This window comes from Streptomyces sp. FXJ1.172, from assembly GCF_001636945.3.
GTDB lineage: Bacteria > Actinomycetota > Actinomycetes > Streptomycetales > Streptomycetaceae > Streptomyces.
Genome location: NZ_CP119135.2, coordinates 67,427 through 83,851 on the forward strand (window position 1 = coordinate 67,427; position 16,425 = coordinate 83,851).

General features: G+C 69.5%; 14 protein-coding genes and 1 pseudogene. 10 read left to right on the forward strand and 5 right to left on the reverse strand.

Annotated features, from left to right (window positions below; genetic code table 11):
• Positions 1-22: 22 nt before the first annotated feature.
• A complete protein-coding gene (locus A6P39_RS44660) occupies positions 23-922 on the reverse strand; it encodes a Vgb family protein (protein ID WP_275884559.1) in 900 nt (299 codons plus the stop codon).
• Positions 919-1,575 carry a CatB-related O-acetyltransferase gene (locus A6P39_RS44665; RefSeq protein ID WP_275884560.1) on the reverse strand — a complete coding sequence of 219 codons (657 nt, stop codon included), beginning with the start codon at positions 1,573-1,575 and terminating at the stop codon, positions 919-921. The genes A6P39_RS44660 and A6P39_RS44665 overlap by 4 nt, the downstream gene beginning before the upstream one ends.
• A 284-nt stretch (positions 1,576-1,859) precedes the next feature.
• On the opposite strand from A6P39_RS44665, the gene A6P39_RS44670 reads away from it, so the two are divergent.
• The gene (locus A6P39_RS44670) at positions 1,860-2,420 is read left to right on the forward strand and encodes a TetR/AcrR family transcriptional regulator (RefSeq protein WP_275884561.1); all 561 of its coding nucleotides are present in this window, start codon (positions 1,860-1,862) and stop codon (positions 2,418-2,420) included.
• A gap of 283 nt (positions 2,421-2,703) precedes the next feature.
• Here A6P39_RS44670 and A6P39_RS44675 read toward each other — a convergent pair.
• Positions 2,704-3,060 (reverse strand): annotated as a pseudogene (locus tag A6P39_RS44675) (integrase/recombinase); the annotation flags it as partial.
• Between the two features lie 322 nt (positions 3,061-3,382).
• Positions 3,383-4,141, reverse strand: a complete 759-nt coding sequence (locus tag A6P39_RS44680) for an SDR family oxidoreductase (protein WP_443053143.1) — start codon at positions 4,139-4,141, stop codon at positions 3,383-3,385.
• A 158-nt stretch (positions 4,142-4,299) separates the two neighbouring features.
• On the opposite strand from A6P39_RS44680, the gene A6P39_RS44685 reads away from it, so the two are divergent.
• Positions 4,300-5,025, forward strand: coding sequence for an HAD family hydrolase (locus A6P39_RS44685; protein WP_443053144.1), 726 nt, complete (start codon positions 4,300-4,302; stop codon positions 5,023-5,025).
• Positions 5,026-5,375: 350 nt separating this feature from the next.
• Entirely contained in the window at positions 5,376-6,032 is a 657-nt protein-coding gene (locus A6P39_RS44690) for a ScbR family autoregulator-binding transcription factor (protein WP_275884563.1), read from the forward strand.
• Between the two features lie 289 nt (positions 6,033-6,321).
• Here A6P39_RS44690 and A6P39_RS44695 read toward each other — a convergent pair whose 3' ends face one another.
• Positions 6,322-7,314, reverse strand: coding sequence for a ScbA/BarX family gamma-butyrolactone biosynthesis protein (locus tag A6P39_RS44695; protein ID WP_275884564.1), 993 nt, complete (start codon positions 7,312-7,314; stop codon positions 6,322-6,324).
• Between the two features lie 388 nt (positions 7,315-7,702).
• Between A6P39_RS44695 and A6P39_RS44700 the strand changes: the two genes are divergently transcribed.
• From A6P39_RS44700 to A6P39_RS44730, 7 genes are all read left to right on the forward strand, one after another.
• Entirely contained in the window at positions 7,703-7,864 is a 162-nt protein-coding gene (locus A6P39_RS44700; RefSeq protein ID WP_443053146.1) for an acyl-CoA carboxylase subunit epsilon, read from the forward strand.
• Between the two features lie 126 nt (positions 7,865-7,990).
• Positions 7,991-9,577 (forward strand): acyl-CoA carboxylase subunit beta, encoded by a 1,587-nt coding sequence (locus A6P39_RS44705; RefSeq protein WP_275884566.1) that lies wholly within the window; start codon positions 7,991-7,993, stop codon positions 9,575-9,577.
• 326 nt (positions 9,578-9,903) lie between these two features.
• Positions 9,904-10,776, forward strand: a complete 873-nt coding sequence (locus tag A6P39_RS44710) for an AfsR/SARP family transcriptional regulator (protein WP_275884567.1) — start codon at positions 9,904-9,906, stop codon at positions 10,774-10,776.
• 147 nt (positions 10,777-10,923) lie between these two features.
• A complete protein-coding gene (locus A6P39_RS44715) occupies positions 10,924-13,206 on the forward strand; it encodes a (Fe-S)-binding protein (protein ID WP_275884568.1) in 2,283 nt (760 codons plus the stop codon).
• A gap of 277 nt (positions 13,207-13,483) precedes the next feature.
• The gene (locus A6P39_RS44720) at positions 13,484-14,158 is read left to right on the forward strand and encodes a ScbR family autoregulator-binding transcription factor (RefSeq protein WP_275884569.1); all 675 of its coding nucleotides are present in this window, start codon (positions 13,484-13,486) and stop codon (positions 14,156-14,158) included.
• Between the two features lie 229 nt (positions 14,159-14,387).
• On the forward strand, positions 14,388-15,236 hold the full coding sequence (locus A6P39_RS44725; RefSeq protein ID WP_275884570.1) for an AfsR/SARP family transcriptional regulator: 849 nt from the start codon (positions 14,388-14,390) through the stop codon (positions 15,234-15,236).
• 267 nt (positions 15,237-15,503) lie between these two features.
• The gene (locus A6P39_RS44730) at positions 15,504-16,325 is read left to right on the forward strand and encodes an AfsR/SARP family transcriptional regulator (protein WP_275884571.1); all 822 of its coding nucleotides are present in this window, start codon (positions 15,504-15,506) and stop codon (positions 16,323-16,325) included.
• Positions 16,326-16,425 lie beyond the last annotated feature (100 nt).

Consider the following 16,425-nt stretch of genomic DNA (forward strand, 5'->3'; position numbering starts at 1 on the left):
GACGGTAGGGGGGCGGGTCTGTTCAGGTGGCGCTGCCCACCGGAGCGATGCGGGCGAGCGCGCCGATCTCGAGCGCGGTCCACAGGGCGCCGTCGGGACCGACGGTGATGCCGTGCGGTTCGGAGCGGGGAGTGGGCAGGTCGTGGACGGTGACGGAGCCGTCGGGGGTGATCGTGCCGACGCGGTTGCCTCCCCATTCGGTGAACCAGGCGGTGCCCTGTTCATCGACTGTGACGGCGTGCGGCCGTGCGGCGCGGTCGGGCAGCGGGAACTCGGTGATCTGCCCGTCGGGAGTGATCCGGCCGATCTGGCCGGCGGCGATCTCGGTGAACCACAGAGCACCGTCGCGGCCCGCGGCGATCCCCACCGGCGCCGCTTCCTTCGTCGGCAGGGAGTGGAGGGTGACCGCGCCGTTCATGTCGATCCGGCCGATGGCGGTGGCCTGGTTGAGGGTGAACCACATCCCGCCGTCGCCGCCGGCGGTGATCGCGGACGGGAACGCACCCGTGACGGGGAGCGGGAACTCGGTGACGTCGCCGTCGATGGTGATGCGGCCGATGCGGTCGGCGGCGGTCTCGGTGAACCACAGCGCACCGTCGGGCCCCGCCGCGATGCCGAACGGCCCGCAGCCGGGTGTGGGCACGTCGAATTCGTCGATGTCGCCGTCGATGGTGATGCGGCCGATGCGGTCGGCGGCGGTCTCGGTGAACCACAGCGCGCCATCCGGGCCGGGCGTGATGACGGTCGGTCCGCAGTCGGGGTCGAGGCGGTGGCTCGCCGGTTCTTCGCCGGGGACGAGCCGGCCGATCCGGCCGCTCTGCACGAGGGTGAACCACAGCGCGCCGTCCGGTCCCGTGGTGAGGGCGTAGGGTCCGGCCACTCTGTCGGCCACCGTGTGCTCTTCGACGGTCACGTGGGTCACAGAGGCCTCCCCAGGCCGTGCTCGGCGGCGATGCGTTGGATGTCGGCCGGGGTTCCGGCCATGATGGTGCGGGCGTGCTCGGTGACCAGGTCGGCGGGCCAGTCCCACCACGAGGCGCGCCGCAGCCGCTCGATGTCGGCGTCGGTGAAGCGCTGCCGGATAGGTCTGGCCGGGTTGCCGCCGACGATCGTGTAAGGCGGGACGTCGGCGGTGACCATGGCGCCGGCCGCGATGATGGCGCCGTCGCCGATCCGCACGCCGGCCATGACGGTCGCCCGGTAGCCGAACCAGACGTCGTTGCCGACGACCGTGTCACCGCGGCTGGGCATGGCGGTGACGATGTCCAGGGTCTGCTCGGCCCACCGGCCGCCGAACATGGTGAACGGGTACGTGGACACCCCCATCGCCGGATGCCCGGCACCGGCCATCAAGAAGGTGGTTCCCGAGGCGATCGCGCAGTACTTGCCGATGACGAGACGCTCCGGCCCGTAGGCGTAGAGGACGTTGCGGCGCTCGAAGTCCGTGGCGCCGTCCGGATCGTCGTAATACGTGTAATCGCCCACGTCGATGTTCGGCGAAGTGACCAGTGGTTTGAGGAACGCCACGCGCTCGTGTGCGGGCAGCGGGTGGACGGTGGTCGGATCAGGCGACAAGGTGCGCTCCTTTGCTGGGCAGGAACCGGACGTGACTCCATGCGTTGGGCTGTCAGGCGCTCTCGGGGCCGGACGGGGTGACCCATTCGGGCAGCGCCGCTCCGCTGCCTACGACCGCATGCGATGCACCCATGCGGATCCCCCTCAATCGGTAGTTGCGCCCGGCCACGGTCGACGCGAGTGGCGATACACCCGAGCGCTCTAAAGCAGCCAGTGGCTGCGTTAGGCGACTATAAGGAGGATCGCCCCACAAACGCAAGTCCTGGCTGCGTTAAGGTGAGGGCATGAACGAACGACAGCGAGCCCGGCGGCCCGGCGGGCGCAGCGCCCGCGTCGGCACGCAGGTGCACCAGGCCGTCACCGACCTGATCAGCGAGCACGGCTACGGCAACTTCACCGTCGGCGACGTCGCAGCCCGCGCAGGCGTAGCCGACAGCAGCATCTACCGCCGGTGGGGCAGCCTGGAAACCCTGCTCACCGACGTGGCGCTCACCCGCCTCAACGCGCAGTCGCCGATGCCCGACACCGGGAGCCTGGCCGGCGACCTGCGCACTTACGCGGCCCAAGTGGCCCGAGAGATCACCGGACCCGACGGCCCGGCGGTGCTGCACCTAGCCGTCGCCCTGTCGAGCAGCGGTCAGCTGCAGGCTGGTGACGACCTCCGCGCCGAACGCATGCGGCAATTGCAGTCCATGCTCGATCGCGCCCGCGAACGCGGCGAGCACGCACCCGACGCGTTCGACGTGCTGGACCACATCCTGGCTCCGATGTATATCCGCGTCTTGTTCGGCATGGTCCCGCTCACCCCGGACTACGTCGACGGGCTGGTCGACCGATTGCTGTGACCTCGACCCGGTTCCCGCGATCACAGGTGTGATACTGGTGGGCTCGCCTATTCAACTGTCGCCAGTTCCCCGGGGAGTCCAGCCGCCGAGGCCCGGCTCCGTACGGTCGACCAGGTCGGCGCGCAGCCGAAGTGCCCGACGATCCCGAGCCCTTGGCCCGCGGCCCCGCCTGCGTCCCCGCAGCGGCGAGTACCACGCTCGGCTTCCTCGCGGCCACCTCACTGGGACACGGCTGGAGTGCCCCGGCCGTCGCCACGGTGTCCGTGGTCTGTACCATCGGCTGGACCTCGCGCCGGGCGATGAGCCGGTCCACGGCCGCCTTCGAGCGGGCCGGGGTCTCGGAGTCCGGCACTGCCAGCCGCTTCGTCCAGGCCGGGACCGCCGGGCCGTCGTAGCCGTACGACTCGCACCAGCCCAGCCACGACAGCACCGCCGCCCGGCGGGCGTTCCAGGTGTTGACCGCCGCGGTGCCCCACAGCCGTTCCAGGGCCTCGCCGATCTCGTCGTCCGCGACCGACCCCAGCGGGCGGGCCTCCCCGATCCGCTCGGCGGTCTTGCCGACGCCGGTCGCGTAGCTGCGGACCGTGTTCGGGTTGCGGAGCGAGTCGAGGAAGGCGTCGGCCGCCGCTCGGACGGTCAATGCCTTCCCGGCCGGCAGTTGCACGACGTGGGCACGGCTTCCCCCTTGCCACGGATAACAGGGCCGCTTCACGTACGGCCCGGAGAACGTCACCGCAGGTGACGAACCAAGCTCCGGTAGATAATGGGGCGTTATCTGCGGGACGACTTCAGGCGGATCGCGGAGCCGACACCCCGTCAGCCACCCACCAGGGCCGACGAAGGCTTAGCGCACGATCTGACACGGATGTTCCTCAACCCCCGATTACGGCGTAATCACCTGGGCGGCGGGCTGCCCGGGCCGGCGGAGTGATTACGGCGTAATCACCTGGGCGCGGCGGGCGCTACAGCCCCGTGCCGCCGGAGGCGTCGATGCACTGGCCCGTCACCCAGCGGGAGTCCGCGGAGGCGAGGAAGGCCACGATGTCCGCCACGTCGGCCGGCCGGCCCATCCTGCCGAACACGGAGAACGAGGCGTGCAGGGCCTCGGCCTCGGGTGTGGCCCAGCGCTGCTGGTTCAGGTCCGTCGTGATGAAGCCCGGCGCCACGCTGTTCACCGTGATCTGCCGTGGCCCCAACTCCTTGGCGAGCGTGCGGGTGAGGCCCTCCAGAGCCGCCTTGGCCATGGAGTAGGCGAGCGAGGTCGGCAGGGCGACCCGGGTGGCCGCGGAGCTGATGTTGACGATGCGGCCGCCCTCGCGCAGCCGCGGCAGCCCTTCCTGTACAAGGAACAGCGGTGCCCGGGCATGGACGGCCATGAGCCGGTCGAAGTCCTGTTCGGTCACCTCCGCCACGCCGCCCCGGACGTTGAAACCGGCGTTGTTGACCAGGATGTCCAGCGCGGCGGGCTCGCCCAGGGCGCGCAGGCCGGCGTCGAGCCGGTCGTACACCGTGCGGACGTCCTCGGGCACGCCGAGCGGGCCGTGCAACGGGAAGGCGCGTCCACCGTCGCCGGTGATCCGGGCGACGGTCTCGCGGGCCGACGACTCGTCGCTGCCGTAGTGCACGGCGACGAGCGCGCCGTCCGCCGCGAGCCGGCGGGCGATGGCCCGCCCGATGCCCCGCCCGCCGCCGGTGACCAGAGCCGTTCTGCCTGCCAGCATGCCCATCTTTCCCCCACCATGTCATGAGCGCGTCCATATCAATCCCCGCGACGAGCATACGCTGTTGTAAAAACCGCGCATCCGGTTTAATATCCGGAGCATCACTTCACATCGTGTGTGCATGGTTCGTGGCGGCTCGACGTCCGGGGGGTTCTGCGGTGAGCTTGCGGCATCTGCGTCTGATCGCGGTGAACATCGACGGAGTATTGCTGAACGACACCTTCAGTCCGGTCATCCACCGGATGGTGGTGCGCAACGGGGGCGTCTACACCGCGGAGCTGGAGCGGTCGGTGCTGTCGCAGCCGCAGCTCAGGGCCGCGGCGGCGCTGGGGGTACCGGGCACGCCCGAGGAGGTGGTGGAGGAGTACTTCCGGGAGCGCGCCGCCTACCTGGAGAACGACCCGGTGCGGGTCCTGGAGGGGGCCGGGGCCCTGCTGCAGCGCCTGCGTGCGACCGGCGCGCGGATGGTGTGCTACGGCGGGCTCGCCCGCGGCCACTTCGACCGTCATCTCGGCGCGTACGCCTCGTACTTCGACGGGCCGGGCTATGTGTGCACGGACGCCTTCCGGCCCGGCGTGCGGGAGATCGCCGAGGATGTCTTCGGGCTGCGCTGCGACGAGGCGCTGTTCATCGACGACGTGGCACGGGTGGCCGAGACGGCGCGGGTGCTGGGGGCGGCGTTCATCGGGCACCCGACCTCCTACGAGCACAGCTTCCAGCGGCAGTTGATGCAGCGGGCCGGGGTACGGCACCTGGTGCGGTCGCTGGACGACATCGACGGGCCGCTGGTGCGGACCCTGGACGCGGAAGCCGCCGAGGGCCGCCTGTGGTCCCGCCGGGCCGCGGTAGCGGGCCACGCCGGGCGGGTCGGGGCCGGCGCCTGAGCAGACCGGGGGCCGGGGGAGGACGAGAACGGCAGGAACTCCACAAAACCTGCACGAGGGATGGTTTTTGAGCCGGGTTCAGGCATCCGCCGCGGGTGCCCGAACCCGGCTCAGGTCTACGACACCGGGACTTCGGGTAGATGTCGCCTGGCCGACCTGACCAGCGCGAATGCACTCCGCCGAGAGGCCGGGTGCGAGAGGCCGACGCAAGGAGCGGGCAAACAACCGGGGAACTCGGGTCTGTCCTTTACCCGGGCATGGAGATAAGGTACCTCCTAGACGGTTTGTTTGTAGCGCTCCGGTGTACGGCTCCGGCTCGCGTGGCTCGGGTGTTAGGAAAGGGAGGTCCAGTGGCCCAGCAGGAACGTGCGGTCAGGACCCGTCGTGCAGTGCTCGAGGCCGCTGCGGAAGTCTTCGCGGAACACGGGTACACGTCGGCCACGGTCGCCGACATCCTCAAGACCGCCGGGGTGACCAAGGGCGCCCTGTACTTCCACTTCGACTCCAAGGAAGCGCTTGCCAAGGGCGTCCTGGAACTCCAGACGGACCAGGTGCTCCCCGAGCAGGAGATCAAGCTCCAGGAACTGGTCGACGTCGCGATGTCGGTGGCCCACCGGCTGGTGCACGAGCCCCTGCTGCGGGCCGGCGCCCGGCTCTCGTCGGACCCCATCGGCCGACGGCACTACGGCAGCGCCTGGCCGCTGTGGGTCGGCATGCTCACCGACATCCTGACCGTGGCCCACCAGCGGGGCGAGACCCTGGGGCACGTGGTGCCGCGGGAGGTCGCCGAGTTGGTGGTCAGCTCCTTCAACGGGGTGCAGCTGTATGCCCAGTTGGAGACCGGCCTGCACGACGTCGAGTACCGGGCCTCGGTCCTGCTGAAGCACCTGCTGCCGTCCATCGCCTCACCCGCGGTCCTGATGCGCCTGGACGTGGCCCCGGACCGGGGCGCCCGCATCACCCGCGAGGCGGTCCCGGCCTCGATGCCGGAGGCGGTGTCGGCCTGAACCCGAGCCGTACGACGGCGCCCCCGGCGCGGACCGACCGGTGACCGACCGGTCCGCGCCGGGGGCGCCGTCGTACCGGACCCGGCGAAGCAGCACGTGCCCGGCCTGCTCCTGCCGCCGCCGGAAGACGCCTGGCCGTCCGGCCGCCGTGGCGCTGGCCTCTGTCCGCAGGCCGCCGTGCTCCTCGGGGCGCGGGAGCGACTGAAGCGACCCAGGGGCGGAGTTCTCCTCGGGCGCGGCCGGTTTCTGCGCACGCCGATGCGGCGCCCCGGTCGGGGCACCGCACCGCTCACACGGTCGCCGGTGCCACGGCCACGGTGGAGGTGAAGACGACCGCACCGTCCTGACGGCCCGTCACAAGGACGCGTTCCCTGCCCCGCGGGCACGGGGGGAGGGCGCAGGCCTCGATCAGGCACGGGGCGCTGAGTTCCGCGTAGCGGGTGAACTCGCTGGTGACGGCCACCGGCAGGCAGTCGCGTCCCAGGAACGCGATGGTCGCCTGGCGGGCCGCCTCCAGCAGCACCATGCCCGGCACATGGTCGACGGGGTGGTCGAAGAGCACGGGGTGCCGGGTGTCCACCCGCAGCTGCCAGGAGTCGCGGGCCGGCACGGGGGACAGGACCACGCTCGTGGGAGACAGACGGCCGACGTCCTGGGGGGCCACCGGGCTCGTCAGCGGGATCGCCGCCGCACCGGTGTCGCCGATCCGCGGGGCCCGCAGGCGCTCGTAGACGGCGGGCGAGGCGCAGGTGAAGGTGGCGGCCGCGGTTCCGGCCGGCCGTCCGTCACGGTGGATCACGGCGTCGAAGTGAAGCCCTGCGAGGTTCTTGCCGCGGCGCTTGATGTCCGAGCAGGCGATCTCGATGGCGACGGCGGCCGGTTCGGCGCCGATGCGGAGCTGTTCGGCCTCGAGGTCGACCGAGAGGTCCCACATCAGGAACTGGTGGCCGAGCGGGACACCGAACTCCGTGTGCGCCACGAGGAGTCCCGCCTGCCGGATCGTTTCGGCTACCAGGAGCGGGTCGTGGTAGCCGTCGAGAGTGGCGAAAAAGCTGTGCAGCCGAGGCCACTGTGCGCTTACCGTGAAGTGCTGTTCGTCCACCCGGTCCCAGTCGGTGAGCATCACCTCGGCGATGCTGGCGCGATGCACGAATTCCTTCGGGACTGTGGTGGTCAGAGACGTGTAACGAGGCTCGACGATCCCCTGCAGGCTCCCGAGGTCGCTCTCCGCGCACCGGATGGAGGCTATGGCGGACTCGACACGGAACGTGCTCACAGACATGCCTGTTCCCCCTGAGCGTCGTTGGCGTGTATCTGTTGGTGCTTCCAGGCCTGTGAAGATACATACCACCCGGTTTACTTTCCAGCGGTACGAAGCCTTCCGCCCTCACGATTTCTGGAGGTGGTCGTTCCAGATCGGGCTACGGCCCGGTTTTCCGGGACCCGCCCCGTGGCAGCCGCCGGCGGCTTCGGCCGGTGGGACCTCGGACGATGCCGCGACCGACTGTAGCCCTTGTGCGGGAATCGTCGTCCGAATCCAAACTCCCCGTGTGTCGCTGGCCGGATGAGGCCTCGAGCTGTTCCTCAGCGCTTCTCGAGTGCCCTGATCAACGATGACAGGGCCGTGAGGGGGGAATCGCCGGATGGAGAGCGTACAAACCGTGCTACGCGTGGAACGCGGGCATGCCGATGAGGAGGAGCTGGCCGCCATCGCTGTGGTGCTGCTCGCTCTGCGGGCCTGCGGCCAGGAGGCGTCCGAGCAGCCGGAGCCGGCGGGCTGGAGCTGGTGGAAGCGGCCGAACGGCTATGCCTCGCCCGACAGTTGGCGGTGAGTCGACCGCCGCCCCAGGCATCCTCCACCGTAAGGAAACCTAACCGCATATGCGGTTTTAAATGTTCTCGATGGAACCGGGGCGGGATCTCCTCGGTCTTGTCCCAGGAAGGGACCAGAGATGGCGATGACGACTGCCCCTGCGCCGGCCGGGACAGCGCCGGCCGACATACGTGGTCATGTGGCTGAACTCCACGCGATACGGGCCCAGGCGACGGCCGGTCCCAGCGAGAAGGCGACCGCGGCGCAGCACGCCAAGGGGAAGCTGACGGCCCGGGAGCGGATCGAGCTGCTCCTGGACCCAGGGTCCTTCCAGGAGGTCGAGCAGCTGCGCCGGCATCGCGCGCAGGGGTTCGGGCTGGAGGCGAAGAAGCCGTACACCGACGGTGTGATCACCGGTTGGGGCACGGTGGAGGGCCGTACGGTCTTCGTGTACGCGCATGACTTCCGGATCTTCGGCGGTGCGCTGGGCGAGGCCCACGCGACGAAGATCCACAAGATCATGGACATGGCGATCGCGGCGGGTGCGCCGCTGGTGTCGCTGAACGACGGTGCCGGTGCCCGTATCCAGGAGGGTGTCAGCGCGCTGGCCGGGTACGGCGGCATCTTCCAGCGCAACACCAGGGCGTCGGGTGTCATCCCGCAGATCTCGGTGATGCTCGGCCCGTGCGCGGGCGGTGCGGCCTACAGTCCCGCCCTGACCGACTTCGTGTTCATGGTCCGTGAGACGTCCCAGATGTTCATCACCGGTCCGGACGTGGTCAAGGCGGTGACGGGCGAGGAGATCACCCAGAACGGCCTGGGCGGCGCGGACGTGCACGCCGAGACGTCCGGCGTGTGCCACTTCGCCTACGACGACGAGGAGACCTGCCTCGCCGAGGTCCGCTACCTCCTCTCGCTCCTGCCGCAGAACAACCGGGAGGCCGCGCCCCGGGTGCGCAGTGGCGACCCCGTCGACCGGCGCAGTGACGTGCTGCTCAGCCATGTGCCGGCGGACGGCAACCGGCCCTACGACATGGCCAGGGTGATCGAGGAGATCGTCGACGACGGCGAGTACCTCGAGGTCCACGAGCGCTGGGCGCGCAACATCATCTGCGCCCTGGCCCGCCTGGACGGCAGGACCGTGGGCATCGTCGCCAACCAGCCGCAGACCCTGGCCGGTGTGCTGGACATCGAGGCCAGCGAGAAGGCCGCACGCTTCGTGCAGATGTGCGACGCCTTCAACATCCCGATCGTCACCTTCCTGGACGTCCCCGGCTTCCTGCCCGGTGTCGACCAGGAGCACGGCGGCATCATCCGGCACGGCGCCAAGCTGCTCTACGCCTACTGCAACGCGACCGTGCCGCGTATCTCGCTGATCCTGCGCAAGGCCTACGGCGGCGCCTACATCGTGATGGACAGTCAGTCCATCGGCGCCGACCTGACCTACGCGTGGCCGACCAACGAGATCGCCGTGATGGGCGCCGAGGGCGCCGCCAACGTCATCTTCCGCCGCCAGATCGCCGAGGCCGCGGACCCCGAGGCCATGCGGCAGAAGATGGTCAAGGAGTACAAGGCCGAGCTGATGCACCCGTACTACGCGGCCGAGCGCGGCCTCGTGGACGACGTCATCGACCCCGCCGAGACCCGCGAGGTGCTCGTCCGGTCCCTGGCGATGCTGCACAGCAAGCACGCCGACCTGCCCTCCCGCAAGCACGGCAACCCCCCGCAGTGAGCGGGCGCCCCCCGGGCCGCAGGGCGAAGACAACCGCACGAATGGTTTGTTATCCCGGCCCGAGGTTGCCTGAAGTTCCTGCATGATGGCCCGTTTGGCGCGGTTGATTCCCTGTCAGTTCGACGGTCATCTGTACGTACGTCTTGCGGGGCGATGGCGCCGAGTCGGGCAAAGTCGCACGTCAAGGCCTACTCGGTGAGATCCTGTCTGTCCCGGTGCACGATGCATCAAAACAGCGCACCTGGTTTGGTATTGACAAACCGTCCGGCCTGTTTTGTACTCGATGGGTGCCGGTATGACAGCACACTCACCTAGGGGGCAGCGGCATGCAGATCGACGTACTGGGCATTTTGGACGTCAGGGAGAACGGGGTGTCCATCGCTCCTACTGCGCCGAAGCCCCGGCAGGTGCTCGCTCTCCTGGCGCTGCACGCCGACCAGGTGGTGCCGGTCTTCGCTCTGACCGACGAGCTGTGGGCCGGCCGTCCGCCGCGCAGTGCGCGCACCACGCTGCAGACCTACGTCCTGCAGCTGCGCGACCTCATCACCCTGGCGCTGGAGCAGGAGACGTCCGCCGGGCCCGAGTCGGCCCCGCGGCGCACCGCCAAGGAGGTCCTGGTCACCGCGCCCGGCGGGTACATGCTCGTCTCCGGCGGCGGAACCAGCGACGTCCGCGAGTTCGAGCGGCTCGCGGGCACGGGCTACCGCGCCATCGACGCCGGGGACTTCAAGGAGGCCTCCCGGCTGCTGCGTGAGGCGCTCGACCTGTGGACCGGCCCGGCCTTCGCCGACGTGCAGACCGGTGCGCGGCTGGAAATGGAGGCCAAGCGGCTGGAGGAGAGCCGGCTGTGCGCCCTCGACCAGCGGATCGAGGCCGACCTCAGGCTCGGCCGGCACCGCGAACTGCTCGCCGAGCTGACCGTCCTGACCAGCCGTTACCGTACGCACGAGAACCTGCACGCCCAGTTCATGCTGGCGCTGCACCGCTCCGGCCGGCGCGGCGAGGCCCTGGAGGTCTACCACCGGCTGCGCGGCACCCTCGTGCGGGACCTGGGCCTGGAGCCCTCGGCGCGACTGCGCCGGCTCCAGCAGTCGATACTGGTGGCCGCGCCGGAGAGCCCGCTGGCGGCGGAGCCGCAGCCGTCCGCCACGGCTCCGCTCGCCCCCGCCCGCGTGGGCGGCACCGCCCGGTACGCCTGAACTGCCGTGTGAGGGACGGGCCTTGCCACAGCGGCGCAGATCACCGTGCCAGTGGCTGCTGTGCGGCGCGATAAGTGGGTAACCTCAGACGAAATGGTTAAGTTACCGCTTAGTAACTGACTTTCGCCGGTTCCGAGGAGCCCACTCATGCAACTCGCCGCGATCATCGTGTCGCTGACCCTGATGGCGGTCGGCTTCGCGCTGTTCTTCCGAGCCCTCCTGCAGATCTTCCACTTCATACGGCTCGGCCAACCTGTCCCCAAGGGCCTGCGGACCAACAACCCGTACTCCCGTACGGTGACGCTGGTCAGGGAGTTCGTCGCCCACACCCGTATGAACCGCTGGGGCGTCATCGGGGTGGCGCACTGGTTCGTGGCGGTGGGCTTCTACACACTGCTCCAGACGCTCGTCAATGCCACCGGCCAGCTCTTCCATCCGGACTGGGTGCTGCCCATCGTCGGTGACTGGACGCCGTACAACGTCTACGTCGAGTTCATCGGCACGATGACGGTCCTCGGCATCGCGGTCCTGGTCGTGATCCGCCAGCTGAGCAAGTCGAACAGGCCGGGCCGCAAGTCCCGCTTCGCAGGCTCCAACAAGGGCCAGGCGTACTTCATCGAGACCGTCATCCTCGTCGTCGGCGTCTGCATCATGGTGCTGCACGCCCTCGAGGGCGCCCTGCACCACGTCGACCACTACGAGGCGTCGGTCTTTCTCTCCTACCCGCTGGTCGCCTGGTTCCGGGGGATGGACCGCTCCACCCTGGACAACCTCGTCTACTTCTTCGCGGGTCTGAAGATCGCGACCTCCTTCATCTGGATGATCGTGGTCTCGCTGAAGACCGACATGGGCGTGGCCTGGCACCGCTTCCTGGCGTTCCCGAACATCTGGTTCAAGCGCAACGCGACCGGTGAGACCTCGCTGGGCGCGCTGCAGCCGATGACCTCGGGCGGCAAGCCGATCAACTTCGAGGACCCGGGCGAGGACGACGTCTTCGGCGTCTCCCAGGTCGAGCAGTTCTCCTGGAAGGGCCTGCTGGACTTCTCCACCTGCACCGAGTGCGGCCGCTGCCAGTCCCAGTGCCCCGCCTGGAACACCGGCAAGCCGCTGTCCCCGAAGCTGCTGATCATGTCCCTGCGGGACAACGCGCACGCCAAGGCGCCCTACCTGCTGGCCGGCGGCGGCAAGACCGCGGAAGGCGAGGAGAAGGCCTCCGAGGAGCAGCTGGCCGGCGTCCCCGCCGCCGCGCTGGCCGAGGCCGAGCGGCCGCTGATCGGCACCGCCGAGGAGAACGGTGTCATCGACCCGGACGTGCTGTGGTCCTGCACCACCTGCGGCGCCTGCGTCGAGCAGTGCCCCGTCGACATCGAGCACGTCGACCACATCGTCGACATGCGCCGCTACCAGGTCATGATCGAGTCCGCGTTCCCCTCCGAGGCGGGCACGATGCTCAAGAACCTGGAGAAGAAGGGCAACCCCTGGGGCCTGGCCAAGAAGCAGCGCCTGGAGTGGACCAAGGAGGTCGACTTCGAGGTCCCGGTCGTCGGCAAGGACATCGAGGACCTCACCGAGGTCGAGTACCTGTACTGGGTCGGCTGCGCCGGCGCCCTGGAGGACCGCGCGAAGAAGACCACCAAGGCCTTCGCCGAACTCCTGCACATCGCCGGCGTGAAGTTCGCCATCATGGGCGGCGACGAGAAGTGCACCGGCGACTCCGCCCGCCGCCTGGGCAACGAGCCCCTCTTCCAGGAACTCGGCATGGAGAACGTCATGGCCCTCAACACCGCCTTCGGCGAGGAGCTGGACGACGAGGGCAAGGCCACCGCCGAGTCGAAGAAGCCGAAGTCCGCCAAGAAGATCGTCGCCACCTGCCCGCACTGCCTCAACACCCTCGGCAACGAATACCCCCAGCTCGGCGGCGACTACGAGGTCATCCACCACACCCAGCTGCTCCAGCACCTGGTCGACGAGGGCAAACTCGTCCCCGTCACCCCGGTCGAGGGCATCATCACCTACCACGACCCCTGCTACCTGGGCCGCCACAACAAGATCTACACGCCCCCGCGCGAGATCATCGGCAAGGTCCCGGGCCTCAGGAACGAGGAGATGCACCGCCACAAGGAACGCGGCTTCTGCTGCGGCGCCGGCGGCGCCCGCATGTGGATGGAAGAGCGCATCGGCAAGCGCATCAACAACGAACGCGTCGATGAAGCCCTGTCGTTGAACCCCGACATCGTGTCGACGGCCTGCCCGTTCTGCCTCGTCATGCTCACCGACTCCGTCAACGGCAAGAAGAACGAGGGAACGGCCAAGGAATCCATCCAGGTCGTCGACGTCGCCCAGCTCCTCCTCGACTCCGTCAGGACCCCCGTCGACCCCGCCGGCGAGCCCGAGACCGAGAACGCACCGGAGCCCGAACCCGTCAAGTAGCGCCGTACGGAACGGCGTTGTGAAGCACTGAGGGGCCGCCCACGTGCGGCCCCTCAGTCATTGGCCAGCCCCCTTCCATCCTGCATATATTCGACCCCGGATATATGAAACCGCCTACGCGGTTTGTTAGGCTGGGAGGCGGCTCCTGCGCAGCCGTGCCTGCGGAACCGCGGATCCGTGGGCACGTCACCCTCGCGATATAGGTGTGCGTTGCAAGGGGCCTGAGATGTCGGTGTCCTTGCCGGCTCTCGACGTCCCGGTGTCCAGGAGGCAGCACATGGTCAAGCAGGAGCGAGCCGCCCGCACGCGGCGTTCGCTGATCCATGCGGCGGCCGAGGTGTTCGCAGAGGCGGGCTTCGTCCCCGCGTCGCTGGGTGTCATCAGTGCACGCGCCGGTGTCAGCAACGGGGCGCTGCACTTCCACTTCGCCAACAAGGGCATGCTCGCCGAGGCGGTCGAGGCGGAGGCCGTCGAGACCGTGCGGCGGATCACCGAGGCGGCACAGGCCCGGCACGAGAACGACCCCCTGCAGGCGGTGGTGGACGCCATGCACGCGCTGGTCGGCGCCCTGGCCGAGGACGTCGTGGTGCGCGCCGGCTTCGAACTCGCCGGTGACATCGCACGCCGTGCGGCCTCCCCGCTGCGCCAGGAGTGGCAGCGCTGGGTGGAGGACAGCCTCCGCCGGGCCGAACGCGCCGGTGCGCTCGCCGAGGGGGTGTCCTGGAAGGACGCCGCCCGGGTCGTCGTCGCGGTGAGCGTGGGCCTGGAGGTGCTCGGCGGCGAGGACGCCTCCTGGCTCTCCCGGCAGAGCGTCACCCGCATCTGGGACCTGCTGCTGCCGCTGCTGACCGACCGTCCGGACCTGGGTGCCCCGGTGCCCTCGGGCTCGCGGGCGCGGGCGGTCGTACCCCCGCGGGCGCAGTCGCGGCTGACGCGGCCCGAGCAGCGGTAGCGGGCGCCGGGTCCGTGCGCTGCTCGGCGGTGCCCGCGGGGGTGTGGCCGCCCGCGCTTGAGGTGCCGTCCAGAACGCCTTGCGTTTCGCTTGAACTCCGGTACAGCCGGGGATGGTTGCCGCTCTGCTGAGCCTATGGTATTTCTGGCTCCGGATAAGATAAATACGGGCTGTGCGGTTTGGTTTTGGTCGGTCTGAGGCAGCTCGGGCATGAGACAGGGGAGACCCCGTGAACATCGAGGTGCTGGGCGCCTTGGACGTCAGGGAGAATGGTGTCCGCGTGACGCCCACCGCGCCGAAGCCGCGCCAGGTCCTCGCCCTGCTCGCGCTCCAGGCCGACCATGTGGTCTCCGTGGCGGCACTCAGCGAGGAACTGTGGGGCAGCACGCCCCCGCGCAGCGCCCGGACCACCCTGCAGACCTATGTGCTCCAGCTGCGTGAACTCATCGCCGAAGCCCTGGAGCGGGATCCCAAGGGCCCGGTGCAGGACGCCGGGGCGCCGCGCACGGCCAAGGACGTCCTGGTCACCGTGCAGGGCGGCTATGTCCTGCGCAGCGGCGGCGGCACCAGCGACGTGAGGGAGTTCGAGCGGCTGACGGCCCTTGGGTACGAGGCCATGGACGCCGGGGACTTCCGGAGCGCGGCGCGGCAGCTGCGCCAGGCCCTCGGGCTGTGGACCGGGCCCGCCTTCGCCGACGTGCAGGCAGGAGAGCAGCTGCGCACGGAGACCAGGAGGCTCGAGGAGGCCCGGCTGTGCGCCCTCGACCGGCGCATCGAGGCGGAGCTGCGGCTCGGCCGGCATCGCGACCTGCTCGCCGAACTGACCGTCCTCGTCGGCCGCTACCCGACCCATGAGACCCTGCGCGGCCAGTACATGCTTGCCCTGCACCGCTCCGGCCGGCGCAGCGAGGCGCTGGAGACCTATCAGCTCCTGCGGGCCACGCTCGTACGCGAACTGGGACTGGAGCCGTCGGTCGATCTGCGGCGGATCCAGCGTCAGATCCTCGCGGCCGGACCCGACGACCCGCTCGACGGCAGGTCGGACGGCGACGGCGACCGCCTGATGCCGAGCGTCTGACCCCGGGCGTCTGACCCCGGGTGCCGGGTGCCGGGCGTCCGCCGGCAGGCGGTTGCCGGGGTGCCCGAATCGTCGGCGCGTATTTCCAGCCGCGTTTCCCGGCGCTTTCTTCCGCCTTCTTCGCGGAACACCTGCCGTGTTCCGTTCTTTGAGGATTGCTCAAATGCCACTGAAGGAACCGATGCCTCCGGTGTTCGTGCGGCTAGCGTGCAAGCTCGCCGACGACTTTCCGCCATCGGGAGTGCCCGACGACGAACGGAGGGAACCATGGAGATTCAGGTTTTGGGTCCGCTGTGTGCCGCCGTGAACGGGGACTCGATCGTCCCGACCGCGGGGAAGCCCCGACAGGTTCTCGCCTTGCTCGCGCTGTATCCGAGCCGCGTCGTGCCGGTATCGACGCTGATGGAGGAGATCTGGGGAACGGAGCTGCCCCAGAGCGCGATGACCACGCTGCAGACGTACATCATGCAGTTGCGCCGCTGCCTCGGCACCGCGATGGGGCCCGACGCGCCGGGTGCGGTAAAGAACGTTCTGGCCACTCGGCACGGTGGCTATCTGCTCCAGATACCGCCGGAGTCCGTGGACGTGCACACCTATGAGCGGCTCGTCTCCGAGGGCCAGGAGGCCTTCGAGGAGGGCGACGACGAACGGGCCGCCCGCTGCTTCAGGCAGGCGCTCGCGCTGTGGCAGGGGCCCGCGCTGGTGGACGTACGGCTCGGTCCGGTGCTGGAGATCGAGGCCACGCGACTGGAGGAGTCCCGGCTGGTGACCATAGAACGGCGGATCGACGCGGATCTGCGGCTCGGCCGGCACGCCGAACTCATAGCCGAACTCACCGACCTGATCGCCCGCCACCCCCAGCACGAGGGGCTGCACGCGCAGGCCATGGTGGCCCTGTACCGCTCCGGCCGGCAGGCCTCCGCGCTGAACGTGTACCGCAAGCTGCGCGAGGGACTGATCGAGGAGCTGGGTGTGGAGCCCTCGCCGCAGCTGCAGCGTCTGCATCAGGCCATGCTCGCCGTCGACCCGGAACTCGACGTGACGGCGGGGCCGCGGCGGGGCTCGACATTCGACCGCTATGCGGCGTAGCCGTAGGGCGACACGGTCCCGCGCTCTTTTGGGGCGCGGCTGCCGGACCGTGTCCTGAAATACGTGCCCTCGGCTCGTTCTTGAGCGGCGCTCGAGGCTT